25 protein-coding genes are annotated in these 22746 nt (G+C 69.5%); 20 read left to right on the top strand and 5 right to left on the bottom strand.

What is annotated here, in order from left to right:
- Positions 1 to 7 precede the first annotated feature (7 nt).
- Genes ACVBD7_RS09725 through ACVBD7_RS09710 form a run of 4 tightly spaced genes read left to right on the top strand, consistent with a single transcriptional unit; the run spans position 8 to position 3240 of the window.
- On the top strand, positions 8 to 1000 hold the full coding sequence (locus ACVBD7_RS09725; RefSeq protein ID WP_458097281.1) for a TRAP transporter substrate-binding protein: 993 nt from the start codon (positions 8 to 10) through the stop codon (positions 998 to 1000).
- Between the two features lie 4 nt (positions 1001 to 1004).
- Positions 1005 to 1541 carry a TRAP transporter small permease gene (locus tag ACVBD7_RS09720; RefSeq protein WP_458097280.1) on the top strand — a complete coding sequence of 179 codons (537 nt, stop codon included), beginning with the start codon at positions 1005 to 1007 and terminating at the stop codon, positions 1539 to 1541.
- A 6-nt stretch (positions 1542 to 1547) separates the two neighbouring features.
- Positions 1548 to 2849: a TRAP transporter large permease gene (locus ACVBD7_RS09715; RefSeq protein WP_458097279.1), complete on the top strand. Its 1302-nt coding sequence runs from the start codon at positions 1548 to 1550 to the stop codon at positions 2847 to 2849.
- Positions 2850 to 2862: 13 nt separating this feature from the next.
- Positions 2863 to 3240, top strand: coding sequence for a YkvA family protein (locus tag ACVBD7_RS09710; protein WP_458097278.1), 378 nt, complete (start codon positions 2863 to 2865; stop codon positions 3238 to 3240).
- A gap of 79 nt (positions 3241 to 3319) precedes the next feature.
- On the opposite strand, the gene ACVBD7_RS09705 is transcribed toward ACVBD7_RS09710, so the two are convergent.
- On the bottom strand, positions 3320 to 3715 hold the full coding sequence (locus ACVBD7_RS09705; RefSeq protein WP_458097277.1) for a hypothetical protein: 396 nt from the start codon (positions 3713 to 3715) through the stop codon (positions 3320 to 3322).
- Positions 3716 to 3859: 144 nt separating this feature from the next.
- Between ACVBD7_RS09705 and ACVBD7_RS09700 the strand changes: the two genes are divergently transcribed.
- Entirely contained in the window at positions 3860 to 5131 is a 1272-nt protein-coding gene (locus ACVBD7_RS09700; protein ID WP_458097276.1) for a TAXI family TRAP transporter solute-binding subunit, read from the top strand.
- A 2-nt stretch (positions 5132 to 5133) separates the two neighbouring features.
- The gene (gene mscL, locus ACVBD7_RS09695; protein WP_458097275.1) at positions 5134 to 5610 is read left to right on the top strand and encodes a large conductance mechanosensitive channel protein MscL; all 477 of its coding nucleotides are present in this window, start codon (positions 5134 to 5136) and stop codon (positions 5608 to 5610) included.
- Between the two features lie 31 nt (positions 5611 to 5641).
- On the opposite strand, the gene ACVBD7_RS09690 is transcribed toward mscL, so the two are convergent.
- The gene (locus tag ACVBD7_RS09690; protein ID WP_458097274.1) at positions 5642 to 6964 is read right to left on the bottom strand and encodes a DUF445 domain-containing protein; all 1323 of its coding nucleotides are present in this window, start codon (positions 6962 to 6964) and stop codon (positions 5642 to 5644) included.
- A 156-nt stretch (positions 6965 to 7120) separates the two neighbouring features.
- Here ACVBD7_RS09690 and ACVBD7_RS09685 point away from each other — a divergent pair, with 156 nt between their 5' ends.
- The 9 genes from ACVBD7_RS09685 (at position 7121) to ACVBD7_RS09645 (ending at position 14306) form a co-directional block, all read left to right on the top strand.
- A complete protein-coding gene (locus ACVBD7_RS09685; protein WP_458097273.1) occupies positions 7121 to 7264 on the top strand; it encodes a hypothetical protein in 144 nt (47 codons plus the stop codon).
- On the top strand, positions 7261 to 7992 hold the full coding sequence (locus tag ACVBD7_RS09680; RefSeq protein ID WP_458097272.1) for a metal ABC transporter ATP-binding protein: 732 nt from the start codon (positions 7261 to 7263) through the stop codon (positions 7990 to 7992). Before ACVBD7_RS09685 ends, ACVBD7_RS09680 begins: the two co-directional genes overlap by 4 nt.
- Before the next feature lie 4 nt (positions 7993 to 7996).
- The gene (locus ACVBD7_RS09675; protein ID WP_458097271.1) at positions 7997 to 8893 is read left to right on the top strand and encodes a metal ABC transporter permease; all 897 of its coding nucleotides are present in this window, start codon (positions 7997 to 7999) and stop codon (positions 8891 to 8893) included.
- Between the two features lie 76 nt (positions 8894 to 8969).
- A complete protein-coding gene (locus tag ACVBD7_RS09670) occupies positions 8970 to 10280 on the top strand; it encodes a cation:proton antiporter (protein ID WP_458097270.1) in 1311 nt (436 codons plus the stop codon).
- Between the two features lie 69 nt (positions 10281 to 10349).
- Entirely contained in the window at positions 10350 to 10568 is a 219-nt protein-coding gene (locus ACVBD7_RS09665; protein ID WP_458097269.1) for a hypothetical protein, read from the top strand.
- Positions 10569 to 10628: 60 nt separating this feature from the next.
- Complete coding sequence (locus ACVBD7_RS09660) at positions 10629 to 10979, top strand: RidA family protein (protein ID WP_458097268.1); 351 nt, start codon at positions 10629 to 10631, stop codon at positions 10977 to 10979.
- 34 nt (positions 10980 to 11013) lie between these two features.
- On the top strand, positions 11014 to 12030 hold the full coding sequence (locus ACVBD7_RS09655; protein ID WP_458097267.1) for a potassium channel family protein: 1017 nt from the start codon (positions 11014 to 11016) through the stop codon (positions 12028 to 12030).
- Positions 12031 to 12131: 101 nt separating this feature from the next.
- Positions 12132 to 13133 (top strand): NAD-dependent epimerase/dehydratase family protein, encoded by a 1002-nt coding sequence (locus ACVBD7_RS09650; protein WP_458097266.1) that lies wholly within the window; start codon positions 12132 to 12134, stop codon positions 13131 to 13133.
- Between the two features lie 15 nt (positions 13134 to 13148).
- On the top strand, positions 13149 to 14306 hold the full coding sequence (locus ACVBD7_RS09645; RefSeq protein ID WP_458097265.1) for a DegT/DnrJ/EryC1/StrS family aminotransferase: 1158 nt from the start codon (positions 13149 to 13151) through the stop codon (positions 14304 to 14306).
- Between the two features lie 205 nt (positions 14307 to 14511).
- Here ACVBD7_RS09645 and ACVBD7_RS09640 read toward each other — a convergent pair whose 3' ends face one another.
- Entirely contained in the window at positions 14512 to 15255 is a 744-nt protein-coding gene (locus tag ACVBD7_RS09640; RefSeq protein WP_458097264.1) for a sulfite exporter TauE/SafE family protein, read from the bottom strand.
- Positions 15256 to 15360: 105 nt separating this feature from the next.
- Between ACVBD7_RS09640 and ACVBD7_RS09635 the strand changes: the two genes are divergently transcribed.
- A complete protein-coding gene (locus tag ACVBD7_RS09635; RefSeq protein WP_458097263.1) occupies positions 15361 to 16062 on the top strand; it encodes an ArsR/SmtB family transcription factor in 702 nt (233 codons plus the stop codon).
- Positions 16063 to 16100: 38 nt separating this feature from the next.
- Here ACVBD7_RS09635 and serB read toward each other — a convergent pair whose 3' ends face one another.
- Positions 16101 to 17000, bottom strand: a complete 900-nt coding sequence (gene serB, locus ACVBD7_RS09630; protein ID WP_458097262.1) for a phosphoserine phosphatase SerB — start codon at positions 16998 to 17000, stop codon at positions 16101 to 16103.
- Between the two features lie 28 nt (positions 17001 to 17028).
- Between serB and miaA the strand changes: the two genes are divergently transcribed.
- The 4 genes from miaA to ilvC are packed head-to-tail and all read left to right on the top strand — an operon-like array spanning position 17029 to position 21453.
- Positions 17029 to 18006 (top strand): tRNA (adenosine(37)-N6)-dimethylallyltransferase MiaA, encoded by a 978-nt coding sequence (gene miaA, locus ACVBD7_RS09625; RefSeq protein ID WP_458097673.1) that lies wholly within the window; start codon positions 17029 to 17031, stop codon positions 18004 to 18006.
- 59 nt (positions 18007 to 18065) lie between these two features.
- Entirely contained in the window at positions 18066 to 19859 is a 1794-nt protein-coding gene (locus tag ACVBD7_RS09620; RefSeq protein ID WP_458097261.1) for an acetolactate synthase 3 large subunit, read from the top strand.
- Between the two features lie 2 nt (positions 19860 to 19861).
- Positions 19862 to 20389, top strand: coding sequence for an acetolactate synthase small subunit (gene ilvN, locus ACVBD7_RS09615; RefSeq protein ID WP_458097260.1), 528 nt, complete (start codon positions 19862 to 19864; stop codon positions 20387 to 20389).
- 47 nt (positions 20390 to 20436) lie between these two features.
- Positions 20437 to 21453: a ketol-acid reductoisomerase gene (gene ilvC / locus ACVBD7_RS09610; protein ID WP_458097259.1), complete on the top strand. Its 1017-nt coding sequence runs from the start codon at positions 20437 to 20439 to the stop codon at positions 21451 to 21453.
- 42 nt (positions 21454 to 21495) lie between these two features.
- On the opposite strand, the gene ACVBD7_RS09605 is transcribed toward ilvC, so the two are convergent.
- The gene (locus tag ACVBD7_RS09605; protein WP_458097258.1) at positions 21496 to 22668 is read right to left on the bottom strand and encodes an MFS transporter; all 1173 of its coding nucleotides are present in this window, start codon (positions 22666 to 22668) and stop codon (positions 21496 to 21498) included.
- Between the last annotated feature and the right edge of the window lie 78 nt (positions 22669 to 22746).

Genomic DNA, 22746 nt, shown 5'->3' with positions numbered 1-22746 from the left:
GGGCATCATGGTGTTTAACCGACGGAACCTTCTCGCGGCCGGTGGGGCCGGGATCGCGGGCCTTGCCGCGCCGGGGCTGGCCCGGGCGCAGGGGGCGCGGTGGCAGTTCGCCACGCCCTATGCGGATGCGAACTTCCACACGCGCAACGTGAAGGCCTTCGTGGAGGACATCCAGAAGGCCACAAACGGGGCGCTGCAGGTGCAGCTGCACACGAACGGGTCGCTGCTGCCGATGGCGCAGATCAAGCGCGGGGTGCAGCAGGGGCAGGTGCAGCTCGGCGAGGTGCTGATCTCCGCCTATGGCAACGAGGATGCGTTCTTCGAGGTGGACGGAGTGCCGCTGCTGGCGCCGAGCTTCGAGGCGGCGGTGAAGTTGGCAACGCTGGCGCGGCCCTATGTCGAGGCACGGTTCAACCGCACGGGGCTTTCGGTGCTGTACAACGTGCCCTGGCCTCCCGGCGGGTTCTACAGCAACGCGCCGGTGGAGAGCCTGGAGGCACTGCGCGGGACGCGGTTCCGCACCTTCAACACGATGACTAACCGCTTCGCGGCGCTGGTGGGGGCGAACCCGACGCTGGTGCAGTCCGCGGAGGTGCCGCAGGCCTTCGCGACGGGCGTGATCAACGGGATGGTGACGAGCGCGGCGACAGGCGTGGACACGCAGGCCTGGGATTACTGCAAGGTCTTCACCCCCGTGAACTTCAGCTACACCAATAACTTTGTCTTCGTCAGCCGCCGCGCGTTTGAGGCGCTGCCGGCGGCGCAGCGGGCCGCGGTGCAGGAGGCCGCTGCCGCTGCGCAGACGCGCGGGCTGGAAATGGCGCGGGCGTCCGAGAAGGAGGCGCAGGACACGCTAGCGGCGCGCGGGCTGAAGATCGAGCAGCCGAGCCAGGCGCTGAAGGACGGGCTGATGCGGATCAGCGCCACCATGACTGACGAGTGGGCGGCCAAGGCGGGCGAGGACGGACGCAAGCTCGTCGACGCTTACCGCGCCGGCTGAGCGGGTGATCAGGCGGGGGCTGGACGCCCTCTATGCGGCGGGCGCGGCAGTGGCCGCGCTCTCCCTTCTCGGCATCTTCCTCGTGATGATGGGGCAGGTGGCGCTGCGCTTCCTGAACATGCAGTTCCCGGGGGCCGATGACATCAGCGCATATCTGTGCGTGGCGACCACTTTCTTCGCGCTGGCGCTGACCTTCCGGCGAGGCGAGCTGATCCGTGTGGGGCTGGTGCTCGAGCGGCTGTCTCCGGGGCCGCGGCGGATCGCGGAGATCGTGGCGCTTCTGTTTGCCGCGGCAGGGACTGCCTATGCCGTCTGGTGGACGTTGGATGACGTGTTCTTCTCCTACGAAATCGAGGACATGGCGCAGGGTCCGCTGCCCGTGCCGCTATGGATCCCGAAGCTCGCGATGCCCGTGGGTGCCGGGATCCTGCTGATCGCGATCCTGGACGAGCTGGCGACGGTGCTGCGGGGCGGCCGGCCGGCTTACGTCGTGGCGGCCGAGGAACGGGCCGCGCGCGGCGACTTCTCGGCGGAGGTGTAAGGCGCGATGGGATTGCTGGAACTTTCGGGCCTGCTCCTGCTGCTGCTCGGGCTGCTGCTGGCAGGCGGGCTGTGGATCGGGATGAGCCTGGCCTTCGTGGGCTTCATCGCGGTCACCTTCGTGGAGCAGCCGGCGGGGACCTATCTGGCGAGCGCCTTCTGGGAAGCGACGGGGTCCTGGACGCTCGCGGCGCTGCCGATGTTCGTCTGGATGGGGGAGATCCTGTTCCGCACGAAGCTGTCGGAGGAGCTGTTCAACGGGTTGGCGCCCTGGGTGCGGCGGATCCCTGGCGGGCTGATGCATGTGAACATCCTGGCCTGCGGGATTTTTGGCTCGGTCTCGGGTTCGTCGGCGGCGACCTGCGCGACGGTGTCCAAAATCGCGCTGCCGGAGCTGAAGCGGCGCGGGTATGACGAGGATATTGCGATCGGCAGCCTCGCCACCTCGGGGACGCTCGGGATCATGATCCCGCCCTCGATCATCATGGTGGTTTATGCGGTGGCGGCGGAGGTTTCGATTGTCCGCGTGTTCATCGCGGGGTGCATCCCCGGGCTGATCGTGATGCTGCTGTTCAGCCTGTACATCGCGGTCTGGGCGTTGCTGAACCCGAAGAAGCAGCCGCCGCGCGAGCCGGCCATGTCTTTCATGGAGAAGATGCGGGAGTCGGCGCAGCTGATCCCCTGCGGGATCCTCATCGTCGCGGTCATTGGCTCGATGTTCGTGGGCTGGGCGACGGCGACGGAGGCGGCGGCGTTCGGGGTGCTGGGGAGCCTGATCCTGGCGGCGGTGACGGGGTGCCTGAGCTGGGAGAGCTTTCGCGACAGCCTGACGGGTGCCACGCGGCTGTCCTGCATGATCATGTTCATCCTGGCGGGCGCTGCCTACCTGACCAAGGCGATGGCGCTGACGGGGATTCCGGCGGCGCTGGCGGCGGCGGTGGCCTCGATGGGACTTGGGCCATTCGGGATCATCGCGATGCTGACGGTGGTCTATGTGCTGCTGGGAGCGGCGCTGGACGGGACCTCGATGATCGTGCTCACCACCTCGATCGTGGTGCCGATGATTCAGCAGGCCGGATTCGACCTGGTGTGGTTCGGCATCTTCATCGTGCTGCTGGTGGAGATCGCGGAGATCACGCCGCCCGTGGGGTTCAACCTCTTTGTCATGCAGACGATGACGGGGCGGGAGCAGACGGCGGTGGCCAGGGCGTCCATGCCCTTCTTCCTCATGCTGGTGGTGACGGTGGCGATCATCACGGTCTGGCCGGCGACGGTGACCTGGTTGCCGGACGTCCTGCTCAGCCGGTAGCGGGAGGCGCGGCATGTGGGCGCGCCTGCTGGCATGGGCGCGTTCGCTCCGGCGGGAGGTGCACGCGCTGTGGCTTGCCGCCCGCAACCCGCGCACGCCCTGGTACGCCAAGGCGTTTGCGCTCGTGATCGCGGCCTATGCGCTCTCGCCCATCGACTTAATTCCCGACGTGATTCCAGTGCTGGGCCTGCTGGACGAGGTGCTGCTGCTGCCACCGGCCATCTGGCTGGCGGTGCGAATGGTGCCTGTGGAGGTGATGGCAGAGAGCCGCGCCGCGGCGCTTGCGGCGGAGGGGCGACCGGTGAGCCGGGCCGGAGCCATGCTTGTCGTGGTGGCCTGGGCGCTTGCGGCGGGGGTGATGCTCTGGCTGTGGCTGGACGCCGCGGGATAGCGGGGCAGGAAACGCGAAACGCCGCCGGCAGGGCCGGCGGCGTCCAGAAAGAGAGCGGCCCGGGGGGCTGCCCCGCTGCTCACATCACCGGGCGCAGCGAACCATCGGCCGCACGCTCATAGACCGCGCCACCGCCCATATAGGCCGCGTCGGGGTTCTGAGCGGCGCGGCGGTCGGCGCGCATCTGGCGACGCTCCGCGCGCATGCCGCGATGGCCGCGCATGGCGTGATGGCGGCGCATGCTGCGGCCGCTGCCCATCGAAGCACCGCCCATCGGCGCGCCGGCGCTGGCCGCGGAGCCGCCGGTCATGGCCGAACCGCCCATCTGGGCGCGGCTGCCCATGGTCGAGCCGCCCGGCACGGAGCCGCCCGGCGGGATCATGTCGCTCTGCGCCTGGGCATTGGCGAGGGAGCTGGCACCGATGATAGCGCTGAAGGCGCAGGCGGCGGCGAGAAGCGCGAACTTGCGGGACATGCGGAGTCTCCTGTTGGATCGATTCCGCTTCCCGGCGGTCGATGCCGTGGCGGATCGGCAACGCAACGTGCCGAGACATCATGGGGTTTCCGAGACGGTTCTCCCGGGCGGCAACCCTGCCAGGGAACCGCCGTTGCGGAAGGCATGTGGGAAGCCATCAAAGCCTTCATCCGATCCTGGGGCCTCGTGGTCCTGGTCACCGTCGTCGGCCTTGTGGTCGCGTGGCGATTCGTCTCGCCCGCGCCGCCGGATACTGTCCGCTTCGCTGTGCCGGCCGATCCGAACAGCAGCTACGCGCAGACCGTGGACGAGTACGAGAAGCAGCTGCGCGCTGAGGACTTCAAGGTGGAGCGCGTCACGAGCCAGGGCTCGGCTGACAATGTCCGGCTGATCCGCGAGGGGCGCGTTGACATGGCGCTGGTGCAGGGCGGCGTGGCGCCTGCAGCGGGGACGGAGCGGCTGGTGACCCTCGGCCAGGTGTTCTTCGAACCGGCCTGGGTTTTCGTGCGTGCGCAGCAGGGCGGGGGAAGCCCGGTGCAGGCGCTGCGCGGGCAGCGCGTGGCGGTCGGGCCCGAGGGCAGCGGGACGCGGGTGTTGGCGATGTCGCTGCTGGCCGCGAACGGGCTGGGAGCGGATGCGATCCAGCCGGTGCCGCTGGCAGGCAACGAGGCTGCAGAGGCGCTTGCCACGGGGCAGGTACAGGCGGCCGTGCTGGTGGCTGCGAGGCCGACGGATGCGATCAACCGGTTGATCCGGACCGAGGGGGTGAACCTTCTGAACTTCGGCAGCCGGGCGGATGCCTATGCGGTTCACCTGCCCTATCTGACGCCGGTTCGTCTGCCCAATGGCAGCCTGAGCCTGGCGGAGGACCTGCCGCGGGGCGACGTGACGCTGATGGCGCCGGCGGCCTCCCTGCTCGCGCGGGACGATCTCAATCCGCAGGTGGCGGCGCTGATGATGCGCATCCTGCGCGACACGCATAAGGGGCGGACGCTGTTCTCGGCCGAGGGGCGCTTCCCGTCCGGCCTCAGCCACGAGGTGCCGCTGCAGGAGGATGCCGCGCGGTTCTATGAGAAGGGCGTGTCCTTCCTGCAGACCTATTTGCCCTTCTGGCTAGCGATCACGGTGGAGCGGCTGTGGGTGCTGCTGATCCCGCTGGTGACGCTGCTGCTGCCGCTCGCCCGGATCGCGCCGCCGATCTACACCTGGCAGATCGAGCGGCAGCTCTGGGGCATCTACAATAAGCTGCGCAAGATCGACGAGGAGAGCGAGAAGGGGCTGTCCATGCAGACGGCGGCAAAGCTGGATGCGCTGGACAAGGAGGCGCAGGAGCTGAAGCTGCCGGACAGCTATGCCGATCGGATCTACCAGCTGCGGCATCAGATCTCCTGGCTCCGGCAGCGGAAGGCGGCGTGAGGATGGCAATCCCCATTCGGAAGCCGAGTTGGTTCGGAGACTTCGCGGCCTTCATCGCGCGTGGCAACGTCATTGACCTTGCCGTGGGCGTGGTTATCGGTGCGGCGTTCACGGCGATCGTCAACAGCTTGGTGGAAGACTTGTTAAACCCGGTGATCGGGTTGCTGGTAGGTGGGATCGACTTCTCGAACCTGTTCGTCGTGATCTCGGGCGAGCGCGGGCCGTCCCTGGCAGCAACGCGGGCCTCCGGGGCGGCGGTGCTGGCGGTGGGGCAGTTCATCAACGCCATCATCAAGTTCATTATCGTTGCCTTCGCCGTGTTCTGGCTGGTGCGGCTGGTGAGCCGGCTGCATGCCTCGCCGAAGAAGGACGAGGCGCCGCCGCGCGAGCAGGTGCTGCTGCAGGAGATCCGGGACGAGTTGCGGGCAGCGCGGGGTGTCGGGCGGGACGAGCCGCCGCGTGTGCCAGGGCCGGCCTAGCCTTCGGCTCGCCCCGCCTGCTGGGTGAGCCTTAGAAGGCCACCCGGCCGAATATGGCGTGGAGCAGGGCGAAGAGGGTACCGCCGGCGAGTGCGCCGACGAGGGTTCCGTTGATGCGGACGTATTGCAGGTCCCGCCCCACGCGCAGCTCGATCTTGTCCACCACCGTCGCGGTATCCCAGCTCGCCACGACCTCGGCGATGAAGCCGGAGATACGCCCCTGGGCGGCGGGAAGGACAGCGAGAAGGGTGGTTTCAACGAAGCGGTCGACCCGGGCGCGGGCGGCAGGGTCGGCGTCCAGCAGGTCGCCGAGATTTGCGAGGCTGTCCGCAATGAGGGTGACGGTGCGGCCTTCGGGACGGGCGGAGTCGGCCTCTAGTGCGCCGCGGAGGCGGGACCATGCGTCCATCAACCAGGCGGAGACAGCAGGGTGGGCGAGGGCGCCGCGGAGGGCGGCGCCGATGGCCTCGGCTCTGGCGGGGTCGGATTCCAGGCGGTCGATCTCGGCCTCGACCCATGTTTCGAAGGCAGCGCGGAGTTCGCTGTCGTCGGGCTCCATGCCCTCCAGCTCGGCATTGAGGGCGGACAGGACGCGGCGGGCGACGGCGGCGCCGGCGACCCAGCCGACGAGGGCGCCGCCCTCGGCGCGGACGCGGCCGGCAATGGCGGCTTTGAGGCTTTCTTCCTTGGCTGCGACCACCGCCTTGATCTGAGAGAGGGCGAGGCCGAACACCTCCTGGTGCCGGCCACCCTGGACGAAAAGGCGCAGTGCGCGGGCGGTGACGCGGGCGGCAGCGGGGCCGGAGACCATGCGGGGCAGCAGCCGGAGAAGGAGACGCCGGGCGCGGCCGTCCTCGAGGCTGCGGAGGATGCGGGGGAGGGAGGAGGCGATGGCCTGGGCGGCGGGGCGGACGCGGTCCGGGTCCGAGAGGAAGCGGCGAAGGAGGGCAGGGGCATCGATGCGGCCAGCGACGCGGCGGACCTCGGCCTCGGTGAGGACGTGATTGGCGACGAAGCGGCCCAGGCCCTGGCCGAGCCGCACCTTCTCGTTCGGGATGATGGCGGTGTGCGGGATGGGCAGACCGAGGGGGTGGCGGAAGAGAGCGGTAACCGCGAACCAGTCGGCGAGGCCGCCGACGAGGCCGGCCTTGGCAGATGCTTGGAGCAAGTCGGTCCAGTAGCCCGGGGGAAGGGCGTAGGAGCCGAGGGTGATTCCGGCCATGCCGGCCAGGAGGCCGGTGGCGAGGCGCTTGTGATGCTTGAGGCGGACGCGAAGGGCATCCTCATCTGTCGCGGGACGGAAATTAGGGGCCTGGGTGGGCGTGGCCGGGCGGTTGTCCGCGGGGTTGGGCAAGGAACTGTCCTGGGTAGAGGCCGGGGGGCGAGCAGGGGCGGCGGTCTCGGGGGGCATGTGCATCGTGTCGGGGAGAGTGGCGATCCGCGCGCGGCTTCTCCAGGGCCAGGACGTTGAAGGAGCGGGGTGTGAGGGCGTATGTTATGTCGTAACGCCATGCCCATCCCTCGCCGCCTCAGACCTGACGACCCGCTGGCCCTCTCGGCCGGGGCCTTGCCGCGGCTGGGCTGGGCAGTGGTTGTCTCGGCCCTGCTTTGGGGGGCGGTGCTCTGGGCGATGTCGGGCGGGGCGCCGGCATGAGCGGCGCCATCCGGCTGCGGGACGTGACGCTTTCGCATGAGCGGCATCCGGCGGTGCATCACCTCACGGGCGAGTTCGCGGCGGGAAGCCTGACGGCGATCGTCGGGCCGAACGGGGCGGGGAAGACGACGCTGTTGCGGGCGATTGCCGGGCTGCATCCGGTGGATGAGGGGCGGATCGAGCGGCCGGCGGGGCCGATCGCTCTTCTGCCGCAAATGTCGGCTCTGGACCGGGGCTTCCCGATTTCATGCCTGGATGTCGCAATGTTCGGGCATTGGCGGCGGTGCGGGGCACTTGGGGCAATCGGTGCGGCCGGGCGGGCGCAGGCTGAGGCGGCGCTGGAGGCCGTGGGCCTGGGCGGGTTGGCGCGGCGGCCGGTGGGCAGCCTTTCGGCTGGGCAGTTCCAGCGGCTGCTCTTCGCGCGGCTGCTGGTTCAGGATGCGCCGGTGATCCTGCTGGATGAGCCCTTCAACGCGGTGGATTCCCGCACGGCGGCAGACCTGCTGCGGCTTGTGCGGGGCTGGCATGGCGAGGGGCGGACGGTGGTTGCCGTGCTGCATGACTTGGAGTTGGTGCGGCGGGAGTTCCCCGAAACGCTGCTGCTGGCGCGCGATCCCGTGGCCTGGTGCGGGACGGAGGCAGCGCTGGGCGCGGCCAACCGGCTGCGGGCGCGGATGATGGCGGAGGGCTGGGACGAGCGCTCCGGATTCTGCGAGCGGGCGGCCTGATCGCGTGCTTCCCGATGCCGTTCATGCGCTTGGCGCGTGGGACCTGCTGATCGCGCCTTTCGTCGAGTTCGGCTTTCTGCGCCGGGCGCTGGTGGGATGCCTGGCACTGTCGGTGGCGGCGCCGCCGCTGGGGGTGTTCCTCGTGCTCAGGCGGATGAGCCTGACCGCGGATGTGCTGGCGCATGGGATCCTGCCCGGGGTGGCGGCGGGGTTCATCCTGGCCGGGCTGTCGGTGGCGGCGATGTCGCTGGGCGGGCTGATCGCGGGGCTGATCGTGACGGTTGGCGCGGGGGCGATCTCGCGGGCCACCGGCGGGCGGGAGGACTCGGCGCTGGCGGCACTGTATCTCGTCGCGCTGGCGCTGGGTGTGGCGATGGTCTCGGCCTCGGCGGGATCGGTGGAACTCACCCATCTGCTGTTCGGCAGTGTGCTGGGGGTGGACGACCCGGCGCTGCTGATGATGGCAGGGGTTTCTACGCTGACGCTGCTGGCGCTGGCCTTCGCGTGGCGGCCGCTGGTGCTGGAGTGCTTCGATCCGTCCTTCGCGGCGGCGGAGGGCGCACGGGGCGGGGCCTGGCACCTGCTGTTCATGGCGCTGGTGGTGCTGAACGTGCTGGCGGCCTTCCAGGCCCTGGGGACGATGATGGCGGTGGGGCTGATGATGCTGCCGGCCGTCGCGTCGCGGCACTGGGCGCGGTCGGTTGGAGGGATGGCCTATGCGGCCTGCTTGATCGCCATTCTCGCCTCGGTGGCGGGAATCCTGGTGTCCTATCACCTCGACGTGCCGACGGGGCCGGCGGTGGTTCTCTCAGCGGGGGCGGTGTGGGTGGCTTCCGTGCTGGCCGGGCCGGTGGAGGGCGTGCTGGTGCGGCTGGTGAGGCGGCGGCATCTGGCGGGCTAGGCGCGCGCGGCCGGGTTGACGGCGCGCGGATGACGATTTCTGCCGAACGTGGACGCTTCTCCATTGTTACGGCTGCATGGAACTCGGTGACCTGCTGCCCTCGACCTATATTCTCGCGCTGACCGGGTTCGGCATTCTTATCGCGCTGGTTGCCTGGCTGCCTCTCGCGCTGAAGCGGCTGCCACTGTCCCTGCCGATCGTGTGCATCGGCATCGGGGCCGCGATCTTCTCGCTGCCGCAGGTGACGCTGCGACCACTGCCGATCAACTATCCCGAGATCACCGAGCGGTTCACCGAGTTCGTCGTCATCATCGCGCTGATGGGGGCCGGGCTGAAGCTGGACCGCCGCTTCGGGTGGCGGCGCTGGGCCGTGACCTGGCGGGTGCTGGCGGGGACCATGCCGCTCGGGATCGCTGCGATCACCCTGCTGCTGGGCTGGGGGCTTGGCCTGCCGGTGGCGGTGGCGCTGCTGATGGCCGCCAGCCTGGTGCCGACGGACCCGGTGCTGGCTGCCGATGTTCAGGTCGGGCCGCCAAAGACGGGCGAGGAGGATACGGTACGCTTCGGCCTCACCTCCGAGGCCGGGTTGAACGATGGACTGGCGTTTCCCTTCGTTCATCTCGCCATCATGCTCTCGGCCGTCGCCGCTACGGGCGAGCCGTGGCTCGTGGAGTGGCTCTCCTACCGCGTGGTGTGGGAGGTCGGTGCCGGGGTCCTCGGTGGATGGCTGGTCGGGCGGGCCTTCGGCTGGCTGACCTTCCATATCCCGGCGGAGACGAAGCTTGTGCGAACGGGGGACGGGCTGATCGGGCTCTCGGCGACGCTCGTCTCCTACGGGCTGACGGAGGTCATCCACTCCTACGGCTTCCTGGCGGTTTTCGTGACCGCACTGACCTTCCGGCACACCCATCGCGAGCACGAGTTCCAGCTGCGGATGCATGAGGTGACGGAGCAGATCGAGCGGCTAGCCATGATGGTGCTGCTGCTGCTGTTCGGCGGTGCGCTGGTAAGCGGCCTGCTGGCGCCCGTTACATGGGCGGATGCGGGGATTGCGGCGGTGATCCTGCTCGTTCTCCGGCCCATCTCGGGGATGATCGGGCTGATCGGGTTCCCGGCCACGCTGACGGAAAAGCTGACGCTCGCCTTCTTCGGGATCCGTGGCGTCGGGTCCTTCTACTACTTGGCCTATGGGCTGAACCACATGGAGGTGGCGAATGGCGAGCGGCTCTGGGGGCTCCTCGGGCTCGTCGTGCTGATGTCCGTGCTGCTGCACGGCCTGACGGTGACGCCGATCATGCGGTTGCTCGACCGGCTGCACGGCCGCGACCCGGATGCGGAGGAAGCGACGCCGCCGCCGGGTCTGCAGGGGCCGGGGGCGCATGGCTGAGCGCGGCGGGGGCAGCGCGGACGGGGGCCAGACGTTCTCCCTGTCTGGAACGACAGGTGGAGGCAGGTGATGGCAATGAGGTGGGACGACCGGCTGGAGGAGGCGGCGCGGACGCGGGGCACGGTGACCATCCTCTGCCGGGAGGGCGAGAAGGCGGAGATTGCCGCGGCGGCGGAGGCCGTGGGGTTTCGTCACCGCCTTCGGCCGCAGATCGACCGCGCTCCGGCGGACGGGATCCGGGTGGGTTATCGGGACGAGCACGCGACGGAGGATTCGCCCATCGTCTGATCCCTTGCCGCAGAAGGTGGCCGTGCGCACCCTCGGGTGACGACAGATTGGAGGATTCGCATGGATATCCGTCGGCTCGCGGAGGAGGAGCGCCTGAGTGGCGCGGTGGTGGCCGGGGGCTTCGTCTTCCTGGCCGGGCAGGTGGCGGATGACGCCACGCTGGATGCCGAGGGGCAGACCGCCGACATCCTGGCCCAGATCGACGCGCTTCTGGCCGAAGCGGGAACGGACAAGCGGGCGCTGCTGCAGGTGCAGATCGTTCTGGCCGATATCGCCGACGCGCCGGCGATGAACCGGGCCTGGGATGCCTGGCTGGACCGCTCGGCCAAGCCCGCGCGGATGACGATCCAGGCGCCGCTGGTGAATCCGGCCTGGAAGGTAGAGATCACCGGGATCGCGCGCGCGACGTGACAGACGCCCAGGCGCGCCTCATGGGCTTTCTGCCTTGATCCTCAGCCAGGACGGGCGGGCCTGGCTGCGGCCGTTCCTGGCCACCATGGGGCTCGGGCTGCTAGTGGCCGTGGGGGTCTGGGACGACGAGCCCTGGCTGCCGCTGGCGGTGGCGGCGACGGCGGCGCTGGGCTTCGGTGTGCTGTTCCGGCTGTTTCCCGGCGGGCTGGATTTTGCGCTGGGCGCCGGGATCGGCTTCGCGACCTATGCGGCGCTGTTCGCGGTGATCGCGCGCTCGGCCTTCCCCGGGGCCTCGGCGATGATGCTCGGGGTGGCGTTCCTGGTGCCGGTCGCGGCTTTCCTGGCTGCCGTGGTGCACCGGCGCGCTCGGCTGCGGCGGATCGTGGAGCGGGGCGAGGGGCCGGACGAGCTGCATCTCCGGCGCATCGGGCGCTTCCTGGCGATGATGGCAGTGATCGCGGTGGCCAGCCTTTCTGTGCCGGCGAACCGGCTCTCCCCGGGCGCACAGGATACGGTGATGCTGGCGGGGGCGGGGCTAATCGGCTTCCTGGCGGCGCGGTCCGTGCGAGAGCTCGTGCGGCTGCTGGTCGACATGGCGCAGCTGATGGGGGCGCTCAGCGGGCGGGCGGTGGCGCTTGTGGTGCCGATCGCAGCCTATGCGGCGCTGTTCTCGCTCATCACCATCGTGTTCGCCTGCTTTTTCCGGGTGGCGGACCGGCTGTCGCAGCACGCGCTGTTCTCGGGGCCGGACGGGCCGATCCGGATCGGCTTCCGGGATGCGTTGCATTTCAGCGTGGTGACGATCTCGACCGTCGGCTACGGCGATATTTGGCCGACGGATGACGGGGCGCGGCTGCTCTCGGCTGTGGAGGTGCTGACGGGACAGCTGCTGCTGCTCTTCGGCTTTTACGAGATCACGCGGGACCGGCTCTCGGGCGATGGGGGCAAGGAGGGTTCGGCGGCGAAGGCTGACGGGGAGGAGGACGCGGCGGCCGAGGCCGAGACGGGCCGGGAGGCGGTACCCTCAGGGAGAGGTGGGGAGGAGCGCTGAGGGACTGGACAGCTGCCCGCGCGTCGCCGCATTTCGGTCCCCACTTCGCCGCCCCGGCCGAGCATAGCGGGCGGCAGATCAGTGCAGATGCGGAGTGGTGAATGGACGGGAATTGGCAGGGCCGGCGCGTGCTCGTCACCGGTGGGGCGGGCTTTCTGGGTTCGGCGCTCTGTCATGCCCTGGGCGCGGTGGGGGCAGAGGTGGTGGCGCTGGACGCGCTGCTGCCCGGCACCGGCGCGCGGCGGGCGAATCTGGAGGGGAGCGGGGCGCGGCTGGTCGAGGACGACCTGCGCGACGCGGACCTTCACCCGCTTGTCGATGGGATCGACGTGCTGTTCAACATGGCCGGGCAGACCAGCCATGCCGGCAGCCAGGCGGACCCCTTCACGGATCTGGCCATCAACGGGCATGCGCAGCTGCGGCTGATCGCGGCGCTGCGGCAGGGCGCGCCGGGCGCGCGGGTGGTGCATGCCTCCACGCGGCAGTTCTACGGGCGGCCTCAGGTGCTGCCGGTCTCCGAGGCGCATCCGATCGCGCCGCCGGACGCCAATGGCGTGTCCAAGTTCGCGGCCGAGCAGTACTGGCTTCTGGAGAACCGGGTGCACGGGCGGCCCGTGGCGGCGTTGCGGCTGACCAATTGCTACGGCCCGCGGATGCGGGTGATGGATGCGCGGCAGACCTTCCTGGGCATCTGGGTGCGGCGGGTGCTGGAGGGGCAGCCCTTCGAGGTGTGGGGCGGCGAGCAGCTGCGCGACTTTTCCTATGTTGACGACGTGGTGGCGGCCTTCCTGGCGGCGGCGGACGCGCTGGCCGGGCGGCCGGCCGAGGTGACGGGGCGGGCCTTCAATATTGGGGGCGACGCGCCGATCAGCCTGCAGGCGCTGGGCGATGCCATGGTGGTGGCGGCGGGTGAGGGGAGCTATCTGCTCAAGACCTTCCCGGCGGAGCGGGCGGCCATCGACATCGGGTCCTATCACGCCGACGATCGAGCTTTCCGGGCGGCGACGGGCTGGGCGCCGCGCGTGGGGCTGGCCGAGGGGCTTCGCCGCACGGTGGACTGGTTCCGACCCCGCCTTCCGGCCTATCTCTCCGACGAGACCTGAGGACTGACGCTTTCCATGGACGCCCCCGACATCATCGTGCCCCAGGCCGATCTCGGCGCCGCCTATCGTGCGCAGAAGACGGCCATCGACGCCGCGGTTTCGCGGGTTCTCTCCAGCGGGTGGTACATTCTCGGCCAGGAGGGGGCTGCCTTCGAGACGGAGTTCGCGGCCTGGCTCTCGGCGCCGGGTGGCGCGCCGGCGCCGTCGATGCAGGCGGTGGGCTGTGCCAACGGGACGGATGCGATCGCGCTCGTGCTGCGGGGGCTTAACATCGGGCCGGGCTGCGCTGTGGCGACCGTGTCCCACACCGCGGTGGCGACGGTGGCCGCGATCGAGATGGTGGGGGCGACGCCCGTGCTGATCGACATTGATCCGCGGACCTTCTGCATGGATGCGGCGGAGCTGCAAGCGGTGATCGCCAGCCCGCCGCCGGGGCTGCCGCCGATCCGCGCCGTGATCCCTGTGCACATCTACGGGCATGTCTGCGACATGGACGCCATTCTCGGCACCTGCCGCGCGGCCGGGATCGCGGTGGTGGAGGATGTGGCGCAGGCGCATGGGGCGCGGTTGGATGGGCGCATGGCCGGGACCATGGGCGATGCGGCGGCGTTCAGCCTGTATCCGACCAAGAATCTTGGCGCGCTGGGCGATGCGGGGGTGACTGCCACGCCTGATGCGGCGCTGGCGAAGCGCATGGCCGCGATCCGGCAGTATGGATGGCACACGCGCTACATCTCCGACGAGGTCGGGGTGAACACGCGGCTGGATGAGATGCAGGCGGCGATCCTGCGCGTGCGGCTGGGACTGCTGGATGCCAGCAATGCCCGCCGCCAGGCCATTGCCGCTGCGTATGACGCGGCACTGGCGGACGGCCCGTTTACCGCGCCCTTCCGTGCGCCCGGGGTGGAGCACGTGTTCCATCAATATGTCCTGCGCGTGCCGGACCGTGCGGGGGTGATGGACCGGCTGCGCGTTCAGGGCGTGATGACGGCCATTCACTACCCCGTGCCGGTGCATGAGCAGGGAGCGTATGCCGGGCGCATCGCCATGGGACCGGCGGGGTGCGCCGAGACCTCCCGCGCGGCGGGGGAGGTGATGAGCCTGCCGGTCTTCCCGGAGATGACGGACGCGCAGCTGGAGAAGGTTTGCGGGACACTTCGCGGGTTTCGTTGATCTTGCGCTAGCGGGCACGGTGAGACGTTGCCTGCCCCAAGCTCCCTCACCGGGGAGCCTGGGGCGCCGCCGCCGAGGGTTTTGACTGGCGTGCTGACCCTGCGCGCTGTTGCCCGAAACCTTGAAGCGGGGCCTGGGAGGCCCGTGCCTCCCCGGTGGAGGCGGGGTCGGGGAAGCAGCGCTTCCCCGGTGGGTATCAGCGCCGTCAGCTGAAGCCGCGGGCCAGTAGCTGCCCACCGAGCACGAGCAGCCCCAGGAAGAACCAGCGGCGGAAGGTCTCGGGGCTGACGCGACGGCGGAGGGCGTTGCCCAGGGCCATGCCGAGCAGGGTTGGAATCAGGGCGGCGAGGGATCCCCAGGCCAGGCTGGTGGTGAAGACGCCGGCGGTGCCCAGGGCGGTCGCGAGTGCCAGCGTCGAGACGGTGAAGGAGACGCCGAGGGCCTGGACCAGCTCGTCCCGCGTGAGGCCGAGGGCACCGAGATAGGGGACGGCGGGGATGACGAAGACGCCTGTGGCGCCGGTGATCACGCCCGTGGCGGTTCCGGCGACGGGGCCGGCCCAGGTTTCGTGGCGCGGTGGAACCCGAGGAAGTTTCCAGGGCAGGAGGCCCATGGCGGCGTAGGCGAGCAGGGCGGCGCCGAGGGCGGCCATGGCTGAGGTGGTGTCCGTGCCTGTGAGGAGGCCGGCCCCTAGCCAACTGCCGAGGAGGACGCCGGCGAGCATGGGCCAGAGACGGCGGAGCAGGGGCGCGAGGGCGGTGCCGCCGGCCATCTGCCAGAGATTGCTGATGATGGCGGGGATGACGAGGAGGGCAGCGGCCTCGGCGGGCGGCATGAGGGAGCCAAGCAGGCCCATGGCGATGGTGGGAAGGCCGAGGCCGATCACGCCTTTCACGAAACCGGCGAGGAGGAAGATGGCGGCGATGGCCGCGAGAGGCAGGAGGTCCATGGTCGTCCAGGGGTGGTGATGTGGCCAATTCTGTGGGCGGGTGGGCCTGCGATGCCTCGGTGCTGGCCGTAGCATGCGCGGGGCAGGGCGGGGTATCCGGATGGGATGGTCAGCACCGCCGCCCTTGCCGAGACCGCCGCCGCGCTGGGGGATCCCGCGCGGTTGAACATGCTTGCCGCGCTGATGGATGGGCGGGCGCTGACGGCTGGGGAGCTGGCGGGGGCGGCGGGCGTGGCGCCGACGACGGCCAGCGGGCATCTCGGGCGGCTGCTGGGGGCGGGGTTGCTGGCGGTGGAGAAGCAGGGGCGGCACCGGTATCACCGGTTAGCCTCGCCGGAGGTGGCGCGGGTGCTGGAAGGGCTGATGGCGCTTTCTGCCGCGCGGCCGGTGGCGCGGGCGCCGCGGACGGGGCCGCGGGACGCCGCGATGCGGGAAGCTCGGACCTGTTACGACCACCTGGCCGGGCGGCTGGCGGTGGGAATGGCGGATGCGATGGTCGCGCGCGGGCAGGTGGAGCTGACAGCGGATGGCGGGGCGCTGACGGAGGCGGGGGCGGGGTTTCTGGAGGGGTTGGGCGTTGCCGTGCCCTCCGGGCGGGGGCGGGCCTTCTGTCGGCCCTGCCTCGATTGGAGTGAGCGGCGCGCGCATCTTGCGGGAGCGCTTGGGGCAGCGCTTTGTCGGCGCTGCGTGGATCTGGGCTGGGTGCGGCGGGTCGCGGGGTCGCGGGCGCTGACCGTGACGCCCGCCGGACGGATGGGGCTGCGGGAGGCCTTCGGGTTGGATCAGCCGGGCTTGGTGGCGCGGTAGGGCCGGACGGATCGCATGCGCGGAGCGTCGGGGCTGGATCAGTCGTTGTCGGGGGAAATATCGGCGGCGCGGTAGCCCTGGGCATAGAGGAGGGCGCGGAGGTCGGTCTGGTCCACTCGGGCGCGGGCTGCGGCGGCCACGATGGGCTTGGCGCGGTAGGCGATGCCGAGGCCGGCGGCGCCGAGCATGGCCAGGTCGTTGGCGCCGTCGCCGACCGCGAGGGTGGCCGAGAGGGGGAGGGCTTTCTCGGCGGCGAGGCGGGTGAGGGTGGCGAGCTTTGCGTCGCGGTCGAAGACGGGCTCGGCGACCTCGCCGGTGAGGGACTTGCCGTCGTCGAGCAGGGTATTGGCGTGGTGGCTGTGGAAGCCGCAGAGCTGAGCCACGCGGGCGGTGAAGAAGGTGAATCCGCCAGAGGCGAGGGCGCAGTGGGCGCCGTTCGCGGCCATGGTGCGAACAAGGGCGCGGGCGCCGGGCATGAGGTGGGTTTGGGCCCATGTGGCCTCGAGCGCGTCGAGACTGAGGCCTTTCAGCATGGCGACGCGGGCGTGGAGGGCAGCGGCAAAGTCCAGCTCGCCGTTCATGCTGCGACGGGTGATCTCGGCGACCTCGTCCTTCAGGCCGGCATAGGCGGCGAGCTCGTCCAGCGTCTCCGAGGTGACAATGGTGCTGTCCATGTCGGCGATGAGGAGGAGCTTGCGGCGGCCCTCGGCGGGCTGGGCGATTGCGTCGATCGGCTCGGCGCCAAGGGCGGCCCGGGCGGCGGCGGTAGCCTGGTCGGGGTTGAGGTCGGCGAAGGGAAGGTCGGCCGCCTCGTTCGCGGCAAGCCAGTCCGGGGTGCCGGGGGCTGCGCCAAGGGCGGTGAGCGCGTCGCGCACGCGGGCGAGGGTGGCGGCCGAGAGCCCGCCCGGGGGTGCGACGAGGGTGAGGACATGCGACATGGGCGGGGTTCATGCCCCTGGGATCGCGATGGAGCAACCAGCCATAGCCGGAAGACGCGCCCTTCTGATCGCCGGGCCGACGGCCTCGGGAAAGTCGGCCCTCGCGCTGGCATTGGCGCGGCGGATCGGCGGCGTGGTGATCAATGCCGACTCGATGCAGCTGTACAGGGATTTGCGGATGCTGACGGCCCGGCCCTCCGCGGAGGAGGAGGCGATGGCGCCGCATGAGCTCTATGGTGTGCTGCCGGCGGCGCGGGCTGCCTCTGTCGCCTGGTGGCGAGAGGCGGCGCTGGAGGGGATGGGGCGCGCGGTGGCGGCGGGGCTGGTGCCGATCCTGTGCGGGGGGACGGGGCTGTATTTCAGCAGCCTGACGCGAGGACTTTCGGAGATGCCCGTCATCCCCGACGGGGTGCGGGAAGAGGCGCGGCGGCTGTTGGCGCAGGAGGGAGCAGCGGCGCTGCATGCACGGCTTCTCCAGGTTGATCCGGGCAGTGCCGCGCGGCTGCGGCCGGGGGATGGGCAGCGTGTTGCGCGGGCATGGGAGGTCTGGCGGGCGACGGGGCGGGGGATTGCGTCCTGGCAGGCGGATGCGCCGGCGACGGGACCGGCGCCTTTCGACTTTCACGCGGTGCTGATCGATCCGCCGCGGGATGCGTTGCGCGCAGCGATCGCGGCACGATGGGAAGGGATGGTGCGGGCTGGTGCGGTGGAGGAGGTGCGGGCGCTTGTGGCGCAGCGCCTGGATCCGGCGCTACCAGCTATGCGTGCGCATGGGGTGCCCGAGCTTTCGGCCGTGCTGGAAGGGCGGCTCTCACTGGCTGAGGCGGGCAAGCGGGCGGTGCTCGCCACCGGGCAGTACACGAAACGGCAAGCGACATGGTTTCGGCATCATTCGCTTGCGGACCCCCACTGCGCGCATACCATCAATGCGCGAATCGGCAGTGTTGCGCAACTTTCGGAAAGTCAGATCGGCGAAATCTTGTCGAACATGCAATTCGTGCATTGACGCTCGGGGGTGGGGGCCGTAGATCACCGGCCCGCGAAACTTTCCCCAGGAAACGCCGCATGTCCGCCACCCTGCCCGCCCAGACGGATTCCAGCACCCTGACGGGCGCCGAAATCGTCCTTCGTGCGCTGAAGGAGCAGGGCGTCGAAGTAATCTTCGGCTATCCCGGCGGCGCTGTCCTTCCGATCTACGATGCGCTGTTCCAGCAGAACGCCATTCGCCACATCCTGGTTCGCCACGAGCAGGCCGCGGTGCATGCGGCGGAGGGCTACGCGCGCTCCACCGGCAAGGTCGGCTGCGTGCTGGTGACTTCCGGCCCTGGTGCCACCAATGCGGTAACCGGGTTGGTGGATGCGCTGCTGGATTCCATCCCCGTGGTCTGCCTGACCGGGCAGGTGCCGACGCATCTGATCGGCAATGACGCCTTCCAGGAGGCGGACACGACCGGCATCACGCGGCCAGCGACGAAGCACAACTATCTCGTCAAGAAGATCGGCGACCTCGCGCGGACGGTGCATGACGCTTTCTATGTGGCGCGCTCGGGCCGGCCGGGTCCCGTGGTGGTGGATCTCCCGAAGGATATCCTGCTGGGGCGTGGGATCTATGAGGAGGCGCCGCGGGAGGAGCACCGGTCCTACCGGCCGGTAACGCGGCCAGAGCCGGAGCAGATCCGCAAGGCGGTGGCGCTGCTGAAGTCGGCCAAGCGGCCTGTGGTGTACGCCGGCGGTGGCGTCATCAATGCGGGGCCGGAGGCGAGCGAGCTGCTGACGCGCTTCGTGCGGATGGCGAACATGCCCTGCACGAACACGCTGATGGGGTTGGGCGTGTTCCCGGCCAGCGACCCGCGCTTCATCGGGATGCTGGGAATGCACGGCACGGTCGAGGCGAACCTCGCCATGCATGGCTGCGACGTGATGTTCAACATCGGCGCGCGCTTCGACGACCGGGTGACGGGGCGGCTGAACGCCTTCTCGCCGGGGTCCAAGAAGATCCATGCGGATATCGATCCGTCGAACATCAACAAGAACGTCAAAGTGGACGTGCCTGTCGTGGGCGATGCGGCCGAGGTGCTGCGCGCGCTGATCGCGGAGTGGGAGGCGGACGGCGCCGAGCAGGACCGCGAGGCGATCGCGGCCTGGTGGCGCGAGGTGGATTCCTGGAAGGCCCGGAACTGCCTGGCCTATGTGCAGGAAGGCAGCATCATCAAGCCGCAGCACGCGGTGAAGCGGCTTTACGAGATCACGCGCGAGACCGGGCGCGACACCTTCATCTCGACCGAGGTGGGGCAGCACCAGATGTGGGCGGCGCAGTATTTCGGCTTTGAGCGCCCGAACCGCTGGATGACCTCGGGCGGGCTGGGCACGATGGGCTACGGCCTGCCCGCGGCCGCGGGCGTGCAGATCGCGCATCCGGACGCGCTGGTGATCGACATCGCCGGCGAGGCGAGCATTCTGATGAACATCCAGGAGATGGGGACGCTGGCGCAGTACCGGCTGCCGGTGAAGGTGTTCATCCTGAACAACGAGTATATGGGCATGGTCCGGCAGTGGCAGGAGCTGCTGCACGGGTCCCGCTATTCCGAGAGCTATTCGGAGGCGCTGCCGGACTTCGTGAAGTTGGCGGAGAGCTTCCATGCGCGCGGGCTGCGGGCGACGGATGCGAGCCATCTGGACGAGGTGATCCGCGAGATGATCGCGCATCCCGGGCCGGTCATCGCGGATATCGCGGTGGACCAGAAGGAGAATGTGTTCCCGATGATCCCTTCGGGCGCCGCGCATAACGAGATGATCCTCGGCGCGGGGCAGCAGGGTGGCGTCGCGGGCGTGACGGATGAAGGCAAGGTGCTGGTGTGAGCATGTCCGAAACGTCGGCAGGTGCGGGGCAGCGAACGGCGACGATCGCGGTGCTTGTGGAGAATGAGTCCGGCGTGCTGGCGCGGGTGATCGGGCTGTTTTCCGGGCGCGGCTACAATATCGAGAGCCTGACCGTGGCGCCGGTGGATGAGGAGCGGCGGCTGTCGCGGATCACGGTCGTGACCACGGGCACGGACATGATCATCGAGCAGATCAAGGCGCAGCTGGACCGGCTGGTGCCGGTGCATACCGTGTCCGACCTGTCGCTGGAGGGGCCGCATCTGACGCGGGAGCTGGCCCTGATCAAGGTGGTCGGGCGCGGTGATACGCGGATGGAGGCGCTGCGGCTGGGCGATGCGTTCCGGGCGCGGGTGGTGGATGCCAGCCATGACAGCGCGACCTTTGAGATGACCGGCACGGCGGAGAAGATCGACGCCTTCGTGGCGCTGATGCGGCCGCTGGGGCTGGCCGAGGTTTCGCGGACGGGGGCGGTTGCGATCGCGCGCGGGCCGCGCAGTTTGGCTGCCTGACTTCGGCGGCGTAGGATTGCACTGAGACCCAAAGGGGGAATGCTGGGATGCGCGTTTACTACGACCGCGATGCGGATGTGAACCTGATCAAGGCCCGCAAGGTCGCGGTTATCGGCTTCGGCAGCCAGGGGCATGCGCATGCGATGAACATGCGCGATTCCGGCGTGAAGGATGTGGTGATCGGGCTGCGTCCCGGCGCTTCCGCGAAGAAGGCCGAGGCCGCGGGCTTCAAGGTGATGTCGCCGGCTGAGGCAGCTGCCTGGGCCGATGTGGTGATGGTGCTGACCCCCGATGAGGGCCAGGGCGACCTGTATCGCGAGCATCTGCACGCGAACATGAAGGAGGGCGCCGCGCTTGCCTTCGCGCATGGGCTGAACGTGCATTTCAACCTGCTCGATCCGCGCGCCGACATCGATGTGTTCATGATCGCGCCGAAGGGCCCGGGGCACACCGTACGGGGCGAGTACCAGAAGGGCGGCGGCGTGCCGTGCCTTGTGGCCGTGCACCAGAATCCCTCGGGCAACGCGCTGGAGATCGCGCTTTCCTACGCCAGCGCCATTGGCGGCGGGCGCTCGGGCGTGATCGAGACGACCTTCAAGGAGGAGTGCGAGACCGACCTGTTCGGCGAGCAGGCCGTGCTGTGCGGTGGTCTGGTTGAGCTGATCAAGGCCGGGTTCGAGACGCTGACCGAGGCGGGTTATGCGCCGGAGATGGCGTATTTCGAGTGCCTGCACGAGGTGAAGCTGATCGTCGACCTCATCTATGAGGGCGGCATTGCCAACATGAACTACTCCATCTCGAACACCGCCGAGTACGGCGAGTACGTGACGGGGCCGCGCATCGTGAATGCCGAGACGAAGGCGGAGATGAAGCGGGTTCTCGATGACATCCAGAGCGGCAAGTTCGCGCGCGACTGGATGCTGGAGAACAAGGTGAACCAGGCGAGCTTCAAGGCCACGCGCCGCCGGTTGGCCGAGCATCCGATCGAGCAGGTGGGCGAGCGGCTGCGGGGCATGATGCCCTGGATCAAGAAGAACCAGCTCGTCGATCAGACCAAGAACTAGGCCGTCGCGGGGGCCCGTGCCAGGACGGCACGGGCCCTTGCTCTATTCTGCGGGCGCGGGCTGCAGCGCGCCTCCGCGGCGCTCCATTGCGAGAGACAGTGCCGCCAGCCCAGCGGCGGCCACCGCGATGGCCGCCGCAATGAGGGGAAGCATCGGGTAGGTAGCGCCGTGAGTCAGCGCCATGCCGCTGATCCAGGCGCCGCTCGCATTTCCCAGGTTGAAGGCGCCCTGGTTGACGGTCGAGGCCAGGGTGGGCGCGCCAGGTGCCATCTGGATCACCCGCATCTGCATCGGGGTGCCGATGGATGAGATGGCGATGGCCCAGGCCAGGATGGCGGCGACGGCCGCGGCAGGCGTTGCCAGCACGCCCGACATCACCACCATCACGCTCGCCGCCACGAGCAGTAGGGCGATGACCATGGGCATCAGCCTCCAGTCAGCAAGCCTTCCGCCGAGGAGGTTGCCGATCGTCATGCCCAGCCCGACCACGAGCAGCACGGCGGAGATACCCTGGCCGGTGACGCCCGTCACGGTTTGCAGGGTCGGTGCGATATAGGTGAAGACTGCGAACATGGCGGCCGAGGCGAGCACGCTGATCAGCATGGCAAGCTGTACTTGCGGGCGGGCCATGGCGCGGAATTCCGCCGCGATGCCGCCGGTGCCGCGCGCGAGGTTGCGCGGCAACCAAAGGTGAAGCGCCAACATGGCAAGGCCGCCGATGGCCGCGACGCCCCAGAAGGTGGAGCGCCAGCCCGTAACCTGACCGATGGCCGTGCCGATCGGCACGCCCAACACGTTGGCGAGGGTAAGGCCCAAGAACATCAGGGCGATGGCACGGGCCTGGCGGCCGGGCGGCACCACCTGCGTGGCAACCACGGCGCCAAGACCGAAAAAAGCGGCGTGGGCAAAGGCGGTCAGCACGCGCGCGGCCATCAGCCAGCCATAGGAGGGGGCAAGCGCGCAGGCGAGATTGCCAATGACGAAGAGGCCCATGAGCGCGATCAGCACCGGCCGCCGCGGCGCACGCGAGGTGGCCAGCGCCATGATCGGTGCGCCCAGCACCACGCCGAGGGCGTAGCCGGAGACGAGGTATCCAGCCTGCGGGATGCTTACCCTCAGGTCCAGGGCGAGTTCGGGCAGCAGGCCCATGATGATGAATTCGGTCATCCCGATCCCGAAGGCGGCGATCGAGAGGGAGAGGAGCGGCAGGCCCATGGGTGCCTCCGGCAATGGTGCGGTGGAGCGTCGTCATTTGCTGCATCGCAGCATGGATGCAAGCGATGGTTCCGCATC

This window comes from Roseomonas sp. WA12 (assembly GCF_054165765.1).
The sequence above is the reverse complement of the archived record's forward strand: the minus strand, read 5'-3'. Positions and strand labels throughout refer to the sequence as shown.

What these genes read in the sequence shown, in the direction of transcription:
- ACVBD7_RS09725 (WP_458097281.1), top strand. Translation starts at nt 8, where the DNA reads ATGGTGTTTAACCGACGGAACCTTCTCGCGGCCGGTGGGGCCGGGATC.
- ACVBD7_RS09715 (WP_458097279.1), top strand. Translation starts at nt 1,548, where the DNA reads ATGGGATTGCTGGAACTTTCGGGCCTGCTCCTGCTGCTGCTCGGGCTG.
- ACVBD7_RS09710 (WP_458097278.1), top strand. Translation starts at nt 2,863, where the DNA reads ATGTGGGCGCGCCTGCTGGCATGGGCGCGTTCGCTCCGGCGGGAGGTG.
- ACVBD7_RS09705 (WP_458097277.1), bottom strand. Translation starts at nt 3,715, where the DNA reads ATGTCCCGCAAGTTCGCGCTTCTCGCCGCCGCCTGCGCCTTCAGCGCT.
- ACVBD7_RS09700 (WP_458097276.1), top strand. Translation starts at nt 3,860, where the DNA reads ATGTGGGAAGCCATCAAAGCCTTCATCCGATCCTGGGGCCTCGTGGTC.
- mscL (WP_458097275.1), top strand. Translation starts at nt 5,134, where the DNA reads ATGGCAATCCCCATTCGGAAGCCGAGTTGGTTCGGAGACTTCGCGGCC.
- ACVBD7_RS09685 (WP_458097273.1), top strand. Translation starts at nt 7,121, where the DNA reads ATGCCCATCCCTCGCCGCCTCAGACCTGACGACCCGCTGGCCCTCTCG.
- ACVBD7_RS09680 (WP_458097272.1), top strand. Translation starts at nt 7,261, where the DNA reads ATGAGCGGCGCCATCCGGCTGCGGGACGTGACGCTTTCGCATGAGCGG.
- ACVBD7_RS09670 (WP_458097270.1), top strand. Translation starts at nt 8,970, where the DNA reads ATGGAACTCGGTGACCTGCTGCCCTCGACCTATATTCTCGCGCTGACC.
- ACVBD7_RS09665 (WP_458097269.1), top strand. Translation starts at nt 10,350, where the DNA reads ATGGCAATGAGGTGGGACGACCGGCTGGAGGAGGCGGCGCGGACGCGG.
- ACVBD7_RS09660 (WP_458097268.1), top strand. Translation starts at nt 10,629, where the DNA reads ATGGATATCCGTCGGCTCGCGGAGGAGGAGCGCCTGAGTGGCGCGGTG.
- ACVBD7_RS09650 (WP_458097266.1), top strand. Translation starts at nt 12,132, where the DNA reads ATGGACGGGAATTGGCAGGGCCGGCGCGTGCTCGTCACCGGTGGGGCG.
- ACVBD7_RS09645 (WP_458097265.1), top strand. Translation starts at nt 13,149, where the DNA reads ATGGACGCCCCCGACATCATCGTGCCCCAGGCCGATCTCGGCGCCGCC.
- ACVBD7_RS09640 (WP_458097264.1), bottom strand. Translation starts at nt 15,255, where the DNA reads ATGGACCTCCTGCCTCTCGCGGCCATCGCCGCCATCTTCCTCCTCGCC.
- ACVBD7_RS09635 (WP_458097263.1), top strand. Translation starts at nt 15,361, where the DNA reads ATGGTCAGCACCGCCGCCCTTGCCGAGACCGCCGCCGCGCTGGGGGAT.
- serB (WP_458097262.1), bottom strand. Translation starts at nt 17,000, where the DNA reads ATGTCGCATGTCCTCACCCTCGTCGCACCCCCGGGCGGGCTCTCGGCC.
- miaA (WP_458097673.1), top strand. Translation starts at nt 17,029, where the DNA reads ATGGAGCAACCAGCCATAGCCGGAAGACGCGCCCTTCTGATCGCCGGG.
- ACVBD7_RS09620 (WP_458097261.1), top strand. Translation starts at nt 18,066, where the DNA reads ATGTCCGCCACCCTGCCCGCCCAGACGGATTCCAGCACCCTGACGGGC.
- ilvN (WP_458097260.1), top strand. Translation starts at nt 19,862, where the DNA reads ATGTCCGAAACGTCGGCAGGTGCGGGGCAGCGAACGGCGACGATCGCG.
- ilvC (WP_458097259.1), top strand. Translation starts at nt 20,437, where the DNA reads ATGCGCGTTTACTACGACCGCGATGCGGATGTGAACCTGATCAAGGCC.
- ACVBD7_RS09605 (WP_458097258.1), bottom strand. Translation starts at nt 22,668, where the DNA reads ATGGGCCTGCCGCTCCTCTCCCTCTCGATCGCCGCCTTCGGGATCGGG.